The sequence below is a fragment of the Colwellia sp. PAMC 20917 genome, from assembly GCF_001767295.1.
Classification (GTDB): Bacteria; Pseudomonadota; Gammaproteobacteria; order Enterobacterales; family Alteromonadaceae; genus Colwellia_A.
Genome location: NZ_CP014944.1, coordinates 1,548,700 through 1,562,111, shown reverse-complemented (window position 1 = coordinate 1,562,111; position 13,412 = coordinate 1,548,700). Strand labels below are relative to the sequence as shown.

Sequence of the window (13,412 nt, the reverse complement as noted above, 5' to 3'; positions counted from 1 at the left end):
TGCTTAATTTATGTATAAGTTTAACAATAATTAAAAGCAGACGAATACGCACTAAACGTCAAAAAATTGAACGTTCAATATGTATCTGTAAGCACAATCAAGAAGTGTGCCTTTTTGTGAATTAAGTAAAATGAGGTTTGTATGGCAGGAATTTTAGACTCAGTAAATCAACGCACTCAGTTGGTTGGACAGAATAGGCTTGAATTATTACTTTTTCGTTTAATCGGACCACAACGTTTTGGTATTAATGTTTTTAAAGTACGTGAAGTTATGCCTTGTCCGCGCTTAACCTTACTGCCAGGACAAGACCCTTTTATTAAAGGTGTTGCCCATATTCGTGGCCAAACCATTTCAGTGATCGATTTGAGCAAATCGACAGGTGGCCCAGAAATAGTGCCAGATGAAAATTCCTTTGTCATTATTGCTGAATATAATCGCAGTGTGCAGGGCTTTTTAGTTGGCGGTGTTGAGAGAATAGTTACGTTAAGCTGGAAAGATATCATGCCCCCTCCAGAAGGCGCTGGTAAATCAAGCTATTTGACGGCGGTTACAGAAATAGACAAAAAAATGGTCTCTATTTTAGATGTAGAGAAAATTTTAAATGAAATTAGTCCTATTTCAACAGAGCTCAGTGAAGATGTTGTTGATGCGAGTGTCGGAGTGAGTCTTGGCGAACGGGTCATTATGATCGCGGATGATTCAACCGTAGCTCGAAATCAGGTGAGAAGAGCTTTAGAACCCTTAGGCTTAACAATGTTGTTAGCTAAAAATGGCCAAGACGCTTTAGATCAATTACTGGCTATAGAAGCCGAGTGTAATACATCAATTACTGAAAAAGTCGCTTTACTTATTTCTGATATAGAAATGCCTGAAATGGACGGTTACACCTTAACCGCTGAGATTAAAAATAATGACCGATTGAAAGCCATGCCAGTTATTTTACATACTTCGCTAAGTGGTGTTTTTAATAATGCGATGGTTGCTAAAGTCGGTGCAGAAGATTTTATTCCAAAGTTTCATCCTGATGAATTAGCCACAGCAGTAAAAAAATGGTTAAAGAAAGATGAACTAGCAAATAATGCTAATTAACCCATTGTTTTTAGCGTATTCTATCGTTAATTAATGATAATAATAATTTAAGGCGGAATATCGAAGTGTCAATCCGACAGCTTGATGATAGCAGTTATCATCAGTTTAGAGTCTTCCTAGAGAAACAATGTGGCATCGTCTTAGGTGAAAATAAACAATACCTAGTGAAAAGCCGTTTAGCCCCTTTAATGGCAAAATTTGATGTTACCACATTAGGTGATTTAGTCACTCGTACTCTCAGTCCAATTGAAAGGCAGTTACGCGCCGCTGTTATCGACGCCATGACGACAAATGAAACCTTGTGGTTTCGCGATGAGTACCCCTTTGAACTATTGAAAAAACGCTTACTTCCTGAGTTTAAAAATAAAAGAACGCCTTTGAAAATTTGGTCAGCGGCAAGTTCTTCAGGTCAAGAACCTTATTCTATTGCGATGGCCGTTCAAGAATTTAAGCAAAGTCATCCTGCTGCGTTTTCGGGGGGTGTTCAAATTATTGGCACTGATATCTCCAATACTATGCTTGAGCATTGTAAGTATGGCCATTATGACAATTTAGCGTTGTCACGAGGTTTGTCTGCCGAACGCAAAAGAATGTTTTTTGAAAATGGCGATAAAGGTATGTCAAAAGTCAAAGACTCGGTTAAGAAAATGGTTAGCTTTAGGCAACTAAATCTCCTAAATAGTTATAGTTTAATGGGTAAGTTTGATATTGTATTTTGCCGTAACGTATTGATTTACTTCGCACCAGAAATTAAAAAGCAAATAATATCTCAAATTGAAGGCGTGCTAAATCCTAACGGCTATCTCTTTCTTGGCGCCTCAGAATCCTTAACGGGTTTAAACCAAAACTTTGATATGGTTCGCTGTAATCCTGGTATCATTTACCAGAAAAAGACTTCATATCCCCCCACTAATCTCCCCATTGGCATAGAAATTGTATAGTTATCTTCATTGATTTGGAGGTAACACTATGGCTATCACTTTTGAAAAAGCACTTGGCATTCACCCACAAACACTTGCTGTTCGTTCTAAACGTGCAGAAGTTATTGCTAGTAATATTGCTAATGCAGATACACCCGGCTATAAAGCCAAGGGCATGGACTTTAAGTCTGCCTTAGCGCAAGCCTCTCAAAAGCAACAATCAGGTATGTCACGAACCCACGAAAAGCATTTTGATGTTCGCATTGCAACCAATAATGGTGTGCAATTTAGAACACCCGATCAACCAGATACTGGCGATGGTAATACCGTAGATGCACAAGTGGAACGAAACTTGTATCTAGAAAACTCAATGCAGTATCAAGCCAGCATTCAATTTCTTACTGGCAGGATTAAAGGCTTGAAAAAAGCCATCACCGGAGCAGGGCAATAATTATGAGCCTATTTAACGTATTTACTATATCTGGCACGGGTATGAGCGCTCAATCTGTTCGCTTAAATACCACCGCAAGTAACATTGCTAATGCTGATAGTGTTAGCAGTAGTGTTGATGCAACCTATAGAGCACGGCATCCGGTTTTTGCCGCAGAGATGCAAAAAGCTGCCGCAGGACAAGATGACTCAGGCGTAGGTGTCAAAGTTTTAGGCATTGTGGAAAGCGATCAGCCTTTAAACATTCAGCACTCTCCGGGACACCCAATGGCAGATAAAGATGGTTTCATTTATAAACCCAATGTAAACGTGATTGAAGAAATGACTAATATGATTTCAGCATCACGTTCATATCAAACAAATGTTCAATTGGCTGAATCAGCAAAAAATATGCTGAATAAAACCTTACAGCTTGGCAAGTAACAATTAAAGGTGGGATAAAATATGGAAACAGTAAGCGGAAGTAAACCTTTAGATGGCATGCGCTGGCAAAAGGAAGATGTTACAAAGACGGATAATGGCAATGGTATGTTAACGCAAGAAGATTTCTTTGCGCTACTGACCAAAGAGCTTTCTCATCAAGATCCGACTAAGCCCGTTGAAAATAATGAAATGATTTCGCAAATGACCGCGTTTTCAACGACTGACGGTGTGGCAACGCTAAATGAACAATTTACCTCATTTGCTGCATCTATGTCATCGAGTCAAGCATTACAAGCCTCCTCGTTAGTGGGTCGTAGCGTTCTAGTTGATGATAATGTTTTTGGTATGGCTGAAGGTGAAGCCGTTAAAGGCAAAATGATCACTGATAAAGCGGCAAGTAATGTGAATATTTATGTTGAAAACACCGCCGGAGAACTTATTCAAACAGTTCCTGTTGGCAGTGTGGCATCAGGTGAGTTTACCTTTAATTGGGACGGCAAGATGACAAATGGCGAGCCCGCTCCACAAGGTGCTTATCGTTTTAGGATTGCAGGATTAGTGGAAGGTGAAGCATCAGAATTACAAGCGATGACCTATCGTAAAGTTGATAGTGTGACGTTAGCCGGTGCAGGTGGAAATATTTTATTAAATCTTAATGGTGGCAGTTCCATGGCACTAGCAGATGTGGTGGAAGTATCAGAAGGTTAAATTAATAGTTCTTTGAACTAAATAAATTTAAGCCACTGTTATTTCAATGAAGAGTGAATACTCGAAAATTAGAAATAATTAAGATAAACAGTTTTTTATATGAGGTGCAATTATGTCATTTAATATAGCGTTGAGCGGATTAAACGCTGCTCAAAAAGATTTGGATGTTACATCAAATAACATCGCTAACGTTAATACCACCGGCTTTAAAGAGTCGCGTGCGGAATTTGTTGATGTGTATGCAGCATCATTACTTGCTTCGGGTAAAACAAAAGTGGGTGACGGTGTTTTGACGGCAGATGTCGCTCAGCAGTTTCAGCAAGGTAGTATTCAGTTTACTAATAACGCATTAGATTTAGCCGTTACGGGTAATGGTTTTTATGCAACAGTACCTGAACTCGACTCCTTAGAAACGTCATATACTCGAGCAGGTCAGTTTAAATTAAACGACAGTAACTTTGTTGTTAACTCTGCGGGTGAGCATTTGTTAGGTTTCCCCGTTAACCCTGACGGCACCTCTGCGTCGGTAAGTTTAAGTACGGCAGAGCCTATTCGTATTCCTACGGCCTCTGGTGCTCCTCAAAAAACCAGTGAAGTAGATGTACGAATGAACTTACCTGCGGGTGATTCTTTCATTAGTAGTGCGCCCGGTAACTTTGATCCCGATGATCCTTTGACTTTTAACCATTCAACTTCAGTAACTATTTTTGATTCATTAGGTGATAGTCATATAATGACTTATTACTTTATTAAAGATAATCCTTCGTCTGATGCTAACGAGTGGATGATGTTTGCTGGCGTTGATGGCATACCGGTAAATTTAGTTGACCCAGGTGGCCAGACAGATCCAAGTCCAACGGCAGGCCCAGGAACGCCAATATTAAATCCACAAGGTGGCAATAATTCAGGTCCATTATCAGGTAGTGGTGGTGTTACTGGTATGCGTATGTACTTTGATTCTTCAGGTGATTTCGTTGCACAATTACCTATGCCAGGTGACGGTGGTGCTATTACCGTACCACTTGGACCGGTAATATTAGCCAATGGTGCTGATCCAACTCAAACCGTGAAAATTAATTTTAATCTAGACCCTCTTGGCCCTAATCCAAATGAACCTACGCAGTTTGCTTCAAACTTTGAAGTGACTTCGCTTGAGCAAGATGGCTTAGCGGTTGGTCGATTAACCGGTATAGATATTGGTAGTGATGGTTTAATTCGAGCGACTTACAGTAATGGTACCTCAGAACCATTATCACGAATTGCTTTAGTAAACTTTGCCAATGAACAGGGCTTAACGCAAATTGGCAATACTTCATGGAAAGAAAGTATTAGTTCCGGTGAAGCATTGGCTGGTGAGGCGGGTTCAGGTACTTTTGGTACTATTAATTCATCGGCATTAGAGCAATCAAACGTTAACTTAACCACAGAATTAATCGACTTAATTTCAGCACAACGAAATTTTCAGGCTAACTCTCGTGCACTAGAAGTTGATAACCAGCTAAACCAAACGATTCTACAGATTCGATAAATAAATTTTTAAAATAATCTAGTCCATGATAAATAAAAGAGATAAAACGTAAAATGTTTTATCTCTTTTTATCTTCAGGATGAACGGTATAGATGTAGAGCGAAACATAGCCATTCTTAGGCATCCATGTTTTCATCGCATTAATACTTCTTTATCGAACCTGTCAATGCCTGAGTAGCGGATGGTCTTTATCAGACCAGCTGTCTTTCAAAACCTCAGTCGGCTCCTTTTCGTTGACGATAAAACGATTACTTTTTCATCTTCCTTTTCCTGTTATATTTCTTCTGGCACTGTTATTGCATTTCTCATTGTAAGATACAATTTTAGAGATCTGTTATGGACAAAATGCTTTATATCGCAATGAGCGGTGCGAAACAAAATATGCATTCGCTTGCCGTTAATGCTAACAACCTTGCTAACGCTAAGACTACGGGTTTTAAAGCCGATTTAGCACAGGCGCGTTCAATGCAAGCTTTTGGCGAAGGCTTGCCTTCTCGTGTGTTTGCCATGACAGAAAATGCCAGCCAAAACTTTGACAGTGGTTCTTTGATGCAAACTTCTCGAGATTTAGATCTTGCCATTCAAGGGCCGGGTTGGTTTGCTGTTCAAGCTGAAAATGGTGCTGAAGGTTATACACGTGATGGCCAATTTAGACTCAACGAAGAAGGTGCCTTAGAAACCTCTAAAGGTGAGCTTGTCTTAGGAGATACTGGCCCGATATTTATACCTCTGCCAGTCAATAATATTCATATCAGTAAAGATGGCACCATCATGGTTCAGCCTGAAGGAGCACCTAGCTCTCTTCAAGAAGAAGTGGGTCGTCTAAAAATGGTTAACCCGAGGGTGCAAGAGTTAGCAAAAGGTGCTGATGGCTTGTTTCGTCGAAAAGATGGACTAAATGAGAATGCTGACGTCAATGTCAAAGTCGAAAACGGCATGCTTGAAGCAAGTAACGTAAACCCTATTGGGGAGATGACCGCGATGATTTCTTTGCAACGTCAGTTTGAAATGCAATTAAAACTCATGAAAACAGCCGAAGAAGTTGATGCAAGTTCAGCATCTTTATTACGTGCTTTCTAATTTAAATAAATAATTTTTGAGGTGATTTATGAACCCAGCATTATGGATAAGTAAAACAGGGTTAGATGCGCAAACAAAAGATATTGCGGTAATTTCTAATAATTTAGCTAACGCCAGTACCATAGGTTTTAAGAAAAGTCGTGCCGTATTTGAAGATTTACTCTATCAAACGATTAATCAGCCAGGTGGTCGCTCTGCACAAGATACAGAGATGCCTTCAGGCTTAATGCTTGGCGCGGGTACAAAAGTGGTGGCTACGCAAAAAATTCATACCCAAGGTGATATGCAAACTACCGATAACGCTTTAGATTTAATGATCCAAGGTGAAGGTTTTTTTGAAGTGCAACTCCCTGACGGCACATCGTCATATTCAAGAAATGGTCAATTTACCATGGATGAAGAGGGCAATATGGTTACACCAGGCGCGGGTTATTTAATTCAACCACAAATCACTATTCCGCCTGATGCGTTAAGTATTATTGTTTCTCAAGATGGTGAAGTCTCTGTAACTCTTCAGGGGCAACCTGATCCTGCTGTTATCGGTCAAATTAATACAGTTAACTTTGTTAACCCGACCGGTTTGCAGCCAATAGGGCAAAATTTATACATTCAAACAGCGGTTAGTGGTGCTCCACAAGAAGGGGTTCCAGGTTTAGAAGGTTTTGGCATGATAGTGCAAGGCGCGCTAGAAACCTCGAATGTAAATACCACCGAAGAACTTGTTAACTTGATTGAAAGTCAACGGGTATATGAAATGAACTCAAAAGTAATTTCAGCAGTTGATGAAATGCTTAGTTATATTAATCAGCAGTTATAGCGTTAAGGAATCTCTTATGAAAATTCACTTAGTCTTAGTTATCTTTTTTTTATCAATAACGGGTTGTGCCAGTGTTGAACAGGCAAAAACGTTACCTGACGATCCTGACTTTGCGCCGATTTTACCCGAAATGGAAGAAGCCTCTATTATCCCGACGGGTTCACTGTTTAGAGCTAACTACGTTAATAATATTTATTCTGACTCAAAAGCTCATCGTGTTGGTGACATTATTTCAGTGACGTTAAGTGAAAGTACACAAGCACAGAAAAATGCTAAAACAGAGTTGAGTAAAGAAAATAGTGCCAGTCTAGATCCTATTATTGGTTTAGGCGGCGCTGCAGTAAACTTTAAAAATAATGCCATTCAATTTGGCTATAACCAAGGCTCTGACTTTAGTGGTGATTCAAAGTCTAACCAAGGTAATAGCTTAAACGGTCATATTTCTGTACATGTTTTGCGTGTTTTGCCCAATGGCAATTTGATGATCCGTGGTGAAAAATGGATGACTTTAAATAACGGTGACGAATTTATTCGCTTAACCGGTGTTATTCGCGCACAAGATATTAGCTCTAGTAACACCATTGTTTCTGGTAAAATCGCTAATGCGCGCATTGAATATGCAGGTACTGGGACTTTTGCTGATGTACAAGAACAAGGTTGGTTATCTAGTTTCTTTACTAGCTCTTGGTGGCCCCTGTAGGGTTAATTGAACATAAACTTTCAATAGGTATTATTATGAACACTTTTTTCACAAGTATGAAAGTTACTGTCTTGGTGCTAACATTTTTGTTTAGTTCGATGAGCTCTGCACAGCGAATTAAAGATTTAGCCGATGTTGCTGGTGTCCGAAGTAATCAATTGATAGGTTATGGTTTAGTGGTGGGTTTACCTGGCACAGGCGAACAAAGTCCATTTACCGAACAAAGTTTTAAAACCATGCTAAGTAATTTTGGTATTACTATGCCGGCTAACTTAAAACCAAAAATTAAAAATGTTGCTGCGGTTGCTGTTCATGCTGAGTTACCCGCATTTACTAAACCCGGCCAAAGAATTGATATTACCGTTTCTTCAATGGGCAGTGCGCAAAGCTTACGTGGTGGAACATTAATACAAACTATTCTCATGGGTATTGATGGCAATGCTTATGCCGTTGCTCAAGGCAGTTTAGTCGTTAGCGGTTTAGGTGCTGAAGGTTTAGATGGCTCAAAAGTTATTGTTAATACACCAACCGTAGGCCGTATTGCTAATGGTGCTATGGTTGAACGTGAAGTTATTTCACCATTTACTTCTGGCGATTATATTACCTTTAATCTTAGAGATTCTGATTTCAGTAGTGCGAGAAGTTTAGAGCGAGTCATTAATAGCGAGTTTGCTAACATTAACGACCCCGCCACTTTTATTGCTCGCGCTATTGATGCAACCTCTATTCAAGTCAATGCACCAAGAGATGCGAGCCAACGAGTCAGTTTTTTGGCTGCCTTAGAAAATTTAGAATTCGAACCTTCACGTCCGGCGGCGAAAGTTATTGTTAACTCCCGTACCGGTACTATCGTGATCGGCTCTGATGTGCGCTTATTGCCTGCCGCCATTACTCATGGTGGTATTACGGTAACGATTAATGAAACACGAGATGTCTCTCAGCCTAATGCTTTTGCTGATGGTAATACGGCGGTAACGAATCAATCTATTGTTAACGTTAATAAAGATGATAACCGGATGTTTGTTTTTGATCCGGGGTAAGCTTAGACACACTCGTTCGAGCGATTAATGAAATTGGTGCGGGCCCTGGTGATGTTATGGCTATTCTTGAAGCGCTATCACAAGCGGGCGCATTACGAGGAGAATTGATCATTATTTAATGATCAATAAAGCTTATGATTACACCGAATCAATCATCACTAACTTCATTGGCACCGCAAGCATCTGTGACCGCTAATTCTCAGAATTTTTTAGACATCAATGGCTTGAATTCTATTCGCCAACAGTCTAAAGAAACTGATAAAGGCTCAAAAGATGCGGCTTTACAAACAGCGGCTAAGCAGTTTGAAGCGATCTTTATGCAAATGCTGATGAAAAGTATGCGTAAAGCACAAGACGTTTTAGAGTCAGATAGTCCCTTTAATTCAGAAAGTACAAAATTTTATCGTGATATGCATGACCAACAAATGTCATTAGAATTATCAAATAACGGCTCTTTAGGTTTATCAGACTTAATCGTTCGCCAGCTAGGTGGTGACACTGAAAGTTTTACCCCGCAGTCATTTTTACAAAGTGATAATCGCTTCAGTAAAAGTAACGGCTTACTCAGTGAAGATAATAATAAAGGCAAGTCAATTGTCGACACAGGGATCCTTATTTCTGCCGAGGATCGTCAAACTAATGACTCAGGTGATCGTTCAACTAATAATCGACAAGCATTATTTGATATGCCGCAACGAGCGCCTTCTTCGTCTAACACGGTAAATTCGTTAGATAACAAACCGTCTGTTTATGAAATGCTTGCCATGCAAGAGCCTCAGTATCAGCAACCTAAAGACTTTGTTATGGCATTAACTGAAGATGCTAAACGTGTTGAAGAAAAGTTAAATATTCCCTTTGAAGTTGTTATAGCTCAAGCCGCATTAGAAACTGGCTGGGGACAAAAAATCATCAAAACAGAAAGTGGTCAAAGCTCTAATAACTTGTTTAACATTAAAGCGGATAAACGCTGGGATGGCGACAAAATCAATAAGGAAACCCTTGAATTTGAACAAGGTGCTATGGTTAAAAAACGTGAGCCCTTTCGCGTTTATGAAACCATTAGTGACAGCGTTAATGATTACATGCAGTTTCTCTCAAACAGCGAACGCTATAAAAATGCATTAGACAAAGCTGGCGATGTGGAACACTTCCTGCATAACCTACAGAGTGCTGGTTATGCGACGGATCCCAAATACGCAGAAAAAATTAAGGGAACACTACGAACCGTAACCAGTTTACTAAATAAGTAAATAAGCGCTCAGCATATAAATGCATTGAGTTTTGGTTAGGTTAGGAGTGAAGTCATGTCGGTTAACTTATATAACACAGGTGTTAGTGGTTTACTTGCCGCACAGCAGCAGCTGGCGACAACGGGTCATAATATTGCCAATGTTAATACAGAGGGTTATAGCCGACAACGCGCAGAACAAAATTCATCGGTGGGTTTATTCAGTGGCGGCAACTATGTTGGCTCTGGTACCTATGTTAACGATATCACTCGTCTATACGAACAGTTCTCCCATAAAGAACAACTACTTAATCAAAGTAAACTCGGTAATGCTGACTTATTACAAGGGCGTTTAACACAACTAGACCAAGTAATGAGTACCTCAGGTAACGCCGTGGTGGGTTCACTTGACAGTTTTTACCAATCACTCAATGGCGTTGCTGACAATCCTAATGATTTAGGTTTACGCAGTATTGTGCTTAATCAAGCGAATATTTTAAGCAAAGACTTTAATGAGCTGACTAATAATTTTGACAATATGACCAAAGCGGTCAACGGTGAAATTGAACAAATTGCTACTAAAATTTCTGAAATATCCAATGAATTAGCAAAAATTAATGAAACCATTATGCAAACTCAAGGGTTAAATCAAACAGGGCAACCTAATGATTTACTTGATAAACGAGATCGATTAATTGGTGAACTAAGTAAGTATACCAAAGTGACTACCGTAGAAGATGCTAACGGTGTACTCACTGTAATGATAGGACAAGGTACGACACTGGTTGCCGGTATTACGCCAATGACAGTACAAGTTAAGGCTGGCGATCCCGATCCAAATAAAACCCAGCTAAGTTTAGTCAGTGGCAATAGTCGTGTGGCATTAAATGGTTCTACGTTAGGCGGCTCTTTAGCGGCAAATTTTGAATTTAGAGACCAGCATTTAAATCAAACACGTAAAGAAATTGATCGCTTAGCTATGTCTATATCGTCAATATTAAATGACAGTCAAGCCAGTGGTTTAGATCTAAATGGTGTTCAAGGGGCAAATTTTTTCACCGATATTAATGCAACACAATTACAACAAGGTCGTGTGCTAGCTCCTTCATCAAACACGGGTACCACACAACCTCAAGTGGTTATCAACGACGTTTCTTTATTATCTACTGATGACTTTGAAGTGCGTTTCGATGGTACTGATTTTACGTTATATAATTTGACTACCGGTGGAAGCGAAAACCTAGGGATGCCTGGTACAGGTACTCCTGCAGGAACGCATACTGCCACTACACCCGATTACGGTTTCTCATTTATTGAAACAGCGGGTGGCACGCTTCAGGCAGGTGACAAGTTTACTATTGTACCGACCAAAAACAGTGCAGCATTAATGCAAGCGACATTAACTGACGCTAATGCCATCGCAGCAAGTACAGCGATTGCGGTGACACCGTCGAGTAACAATATTAGCAATGGTAAAATAGAAATTACTAATGTGACTAACCCTGTTGCGGCGAGTGCATATGATATCACTGTTGATGTATATGAAACACCACCACCACCACTGCCAGCACCCCAAATACCTACCGGAATATTTGAGTATCGAGTCTATAACACATCAACGCCACCACCTGGAACGCCGGCCATAGCATCAGGCAGTTATGCAACAGGGGCGAGTGCTATTATTGATATTCCTGCCGGCTCACCTGATTTTCAAATTGAAATTAAAGGTGATCTTGCTGGTTCAGGCGCTAATGCACGTGAAACGTTTACCTTAGGTAATGCTTTTGGCGTTGGTAATGGTAATCATGCGGTTGCTATGGCAAAGACCCAAGAAATAGGTGTGGTCAATGCGGGAAAACAAACCTTTAGCGAAAGCTTAGCCGTTTCAACCTCAATAGTAGGTTCAAAAGCGAGTAATGCTGATTTATCAGCAGATACCGCACAGGCTTTATTTACTCAAGCTTATAACCGCAATCAAGCGACATCAGGTGTAAATCTTGATGAAGAAGCTGCCAACCTTTTGAGATATCAACAAGCTTATCAAGCGGCATCACAAATAATCTCTACAGCAAATACTATTTTTGACACCATTTTATCAGCAGTCAGGTAAGGAATTTTTATGCGCGTTTCTACAGCTCAGTTTTACTTACAAAGTTCACAGCAAATGAGCCAAAAAAGCTCTGATGTTAATGATCAAATGGCTTACTTATCAAGTGGTAAACGAGTGTTAACCGCAAAAGACGATGCTATTTCTTATAGTACCTTAGCTGGGTATAACAATGACTTAGCCAACATAGAAAAATATAAACGCAATATTACTATGGCTGAAAGTCATAATAATATGCAAGAAATTGTTTTTGCTGATGCAGATCTTATTCTAGATAAAATAAAGTCTGATATGTTGCTTGCCAATAATGGTCGCATGTCAAGTGAAGACCTACAATCGCTCGCTGAACAAGTAAAAAGTAACTTCAGTCAGTTACTTGATCTTGCTAATAGTCAAAATGAAAATGGTGACTATATTTTTTCTGGCTATCAAACCGAACAAAAACCCTTCAGCCAAAATGTTGACGGTAGCGTTACTTACAATGGCGACTCGGGTGTTCGAGAGTTGCAAGTCGCTAAGAATATTAATATAGCCACTAATCAAGCGGGCGACGCAGCTTTTTTAAAGGTTGAAAATGCCGTAGGTGATTTTACTGCTAATTACACCGCTAACACCTCAGGTGTTGCGGTTGAAAGTGCCAAAATAACTAACCGTGATAGCTACAACTCTAGTGCGCTGCCGCACGACTACACCTTTACTTTTGACGCGGTCACTAATGATTTAACCGTAACAGGCAGTGCCGGCATAGTTTTTCCTGCTGCGCCCTATACCGCAGGTCAAACCATTTCCTTTGACGGCATCGACGTTACCCTAAACGGCAATCCTTTGCCGGGTGATAGCTTTACCATCAGCGAGCAAGATGAAATGAGTGTTTTTGACACCATTAATGAGGCAATTTCTTGGATGGAACGAGGAAGTTCTACGATAGATCAAGAACAACATCAAGTAGATTACAACACCTTACTTAAACAGCTTGATTCAGCGATGAACCATATAACGTCAAGGCGTGTTGACTCAGGTATTCGCTTACAAACACTTGAAAGCCAAGAGAACCGTCATCTTGATTCAGCCCTTAATCTAGCTAAAGGAAAATCTAATATCGAAGATTTAGATTTTGCCAAAGCTATTTCTGAATTTGAACAATCAAAATTAGCCTTACAAGCATCACAACAAGCGTTTAGTAAGGTACAAGGGTTAAGCCTGTTTAATTATATCTAGAGATTAAATACCGTCATTTATTAAGTGGCACAGTTCATGCTTTATTATTAGTACGAATAAAAGACAAATAAACAACAAAAGTCGATATTAAATAACGCAGTTGT

At 39.8% G+C, this 13,412-nt stretch carries 12 protein-coding genes and 1 pseudogene; all 13 read left to right on the top strand.

The window, feature by feature from the left end; genetic code table 11:
• Positions 1-141: 141 nt before the first annotated feature.
• Entirely contained in the window at positions 142-1,089 is a 948-nt protein-coding gene (locus A3Q34_RS06675) for a chemotaxis protein (protein ID WP_070374656.1), read from the top strand.
• A 65-nt stretch (positions 1,090-1,154) separates the two neighbouring features.
• Positions 1,155-2,030 (top strand): CheR family methyltransferase, encoded by an 876-nt coding sequence (locus A3Q34_RS06670; protein WP_070374655.1) that lies wholly within the window; start codon positions 1,155-1,157, stop codon positions 2,028-2,030.
• Positions 2,031-2,058: 28 nt separating this feature from the next.
• Positions 2,059-2,460 (top strand): flagellar basal body rod protein FlgB, encoded by a 402-nt coding sequence (gene flgB / locus A3Q34_RS06665; protein WP_070374654.1) that lies wholly within the window; start codon positions 2,059-2,061, stop codon positions 2,458-2,460.
• A 2-nt stretch (positions 2,461-2,462) separates the two neighbouring features.
• Positions 2,463-2,882 carry a flagellar basal body rod protein FlgC gene (gene flgC / locus A3Q34_RS06660; RefSeq protein ID WP_070374653.1) on the top strand — a complete coding sequence of 140 codons (420 nt, stop codon included), beginning with the start codon at positions 2,463-2,465 and terminating at the stop codon, positions 2,880-2,882.
• Between the two features lie 21 nt (positions 2,883-2,903).
• The gene (locus A3Q34_RS06655; RefSeq protein ID WP_070374652.1) at positions 2,904-3,590 is read left to right on the top strand and encodes a flagellar hook assembly protein FlgD; all 687 of its coding nucleotides are present in this window, start codon (positions 2,904-2,906) and stop codon (positions 3,588-3,590) included.
• Between the two features lie 112 nt (positions 3,591-3,702).
• On the top strand, positions 3,703-5,118 hold the full coding sequence (gene flgE / locus A3Q34_RS06650; RefSeq protein WP_070374651.1) for a flagellar hook protein FlgE: 1,416 nt from the start codon (positions 3,703-3,705) through the stop codon (positions 5,116-5,118).
• A gap of 336 nt (positions 5,119-5,454) precedes the next feature.
• Positions 5,455-6,198, top strand: a complete 744-nt coding sequence (gene flgF / locus A3Q34_RS06645) for a flagellar basal-body rod protein FlgF (protein WP_070374650.1) — start codon at positions 5,455-5,457, stop codon at positions 6,196-6,198.
• 28 nt (positions 6,199-6,226) lie between these two features.
• Entirely contained in the window at positions 6,227-7,015 is a 789-nt protein-coding gene (gene flgG, locus A3Q34_RS06640; RefSeq protein WP_070374649.1) for a flagellar basal-body rod protein FlgG, read from the top strand.
• Between the two features lie 16 nt (positions 7,016-7,031).
• Complete coding sequence (gene flgH / locus A3Q34_RS06635) at positions 7,032-7,715, top strand: flagellar basal body L-ring protein FlgH (RefSeq protein ID WP_070374648.1); 684 nt, start codon at positions 7,032-7,034, stop codon at positions 7,713-7,715.
• A gap of 35 nt (positions 7,716-7,750) precedes the next feature.
• Positions 7,751-8,874 (top strand): annotated as a pseudogene (locus tag A3Q34_RS06630) (flagellar basal body P-ring protein FlgI).
• Between the two features lie 15 nt (positions 8,875-8,889).
• A complete protein-coding gene (gene flgJ / locus A3Q34_RS06625; protein WP_070374647.1) occupies positions 8,890-10,005 on the top strand; it encodes a flagellar assembly peptidoglycan hydrolase FlgJ in 1,116 nt (371 codons plus the stop codon).
• 54 nt (positions 10,006-10,059) lie between these two features.
• Entirely contained in the window at positions 10,060-12,093 is a 2,034-nt protein-coding gene (gene flgK, locus A3Q34_RS06620; protein WP_070374646.1) for a flagellar hook-associated protein FlgK, read from the top strand.
• A 9-nt stretch (positions 12,094-12,102) separates the two neighbouring features.
• Positions 12,103-13,308, top strand: coding sequence for a flagellar hook-associated protein FlgL (gene flgL, locus A3Q34_RS06615; protein ID WP_070374645.1), 1,206 nt, complete (start codon positions 12,103-12,105; stop codon positions 13,306-13,308).
• The last annotated feature ends 104 nt before the right edge of the window (positions 13,309-13,412 follow it).

Coding starts and splice junctions, on each gene's coding strand:
- A3Q34_RS06675 (WP_070374656.1), top strand. CDS start 142: ATGGCAGGAATTTTAGACTCAGTAAATCAACGCACTCAGTTGGTTGGA.
- flgB (WP_070374654.1), top strand. CDS start 2,059: ATGGCTATCACTTTTGAAAAAGCACTTGGCATTCACCCACAAACACTT.
- flgC (WP_070374653.1), top strand. CDS start 2,463: ATGAGCCTATTTAACGTATTTACTATATCTGGCACGGGTATGAGCGCT.
- A3Q34_RS06655 (WP_070374652.1), top strand. CDS start 2,904: ATGGAAACAGTAAGCGGAAGTAAACCTTTAGATGGCATGCGCTGGCAA.
- flgE (WP_070374651.1), top strand. CDS start 3,703: ATGTCATTTAATATAGCGTTGAGCGGATTAAACGCTGCTCAAAAAGAT.
- flgF (WP_070374650.1), top strand. CDS start 5,455: ATGGACAAAATGCTTTATATCGCAATGAGCGGTGCGAAACAAAATATG.
- flgG (WP_070374649.1), top strand. CDS start 6,227: ATGAACCCAGCATTATGGATAAGTAAAACAGGGTTAGATGCGCAAACA.
- flgH (WP_070374648.1), top strand. CDS start 7,032: ATGAAAATTCACTTAGTCTTAGTTATCTTTTTTTTATCAATAACGGGT.
- flgJ (WP_070374647.1), top strand. CDS start 8,890: ATGATTACACCGAATCAATCATCACTAACTTCATTGGCACCGCAAGCA.
- flgK (WP_070374646.1), top strand. CDS start 10,060: ATGTCGGTTAACTTATATAACACAGGTGTTAGTGGTTTACTTGCCGCA.
- flgL (WP_070374645.1), top strand. CDS start 12,103: ATGCGCGTTTCTACAGCTCAGTTTTACTTACAAAGTTCACAGCAAATG.